Source organism: Xenorhabdus bovienii (genome assembly GCF_024721015.1).
Lineage (GTDB): Bacteria > Pseudomonadota > Gammaproteobacteria > Enterobacterales > Enterobacteriaceae > Xenorhabdus > Xenorhabdus bovienii.
This window is the reverse complement of record NZ_JANAIF010000509.1, coordinates 1-213: the sequence shown is the minus strand read 5'-3', so window position 1 is coordinate 213 and position 213 is coordinate 1. Positions and strand designations below refer to the sequence as shown.

The following is a 213-nucleotide window of genomic DNA, read 5'->3' as shown; positions in this document are numbered from 1 at the left end:
ACGCTGGGCTTAATCCTAAATTACATGAATCAGGACAACTAAAAGGGCGGGCTCATCTCTCGAAGCAGGGAAGTGCCGAGCTGCGAAAAGCACTTTATATGCCTGCGCTGGCAGCGATCAGTTGCAATAAAGTAGTGAAAAAGCAGTGGGAACAGCTGACAGCACGCCATAAAGGGGGGAAAGTCGGTGTTTGTGCAGTGATGCGTAAACTCT

The 213-nt window shown here is 49.3% G+C and carries 1 protein-coding gene; it reads left to right on the top strand.

The annotated features are described in order from the left end of the window. Positions 1-213, top strand: a 213-nt coding sequence (locus NXS07_RS21540; RefSeq protein ID WP_258087711.1) for a transposase, incomplete at both ends; no start/stop codon positions are given.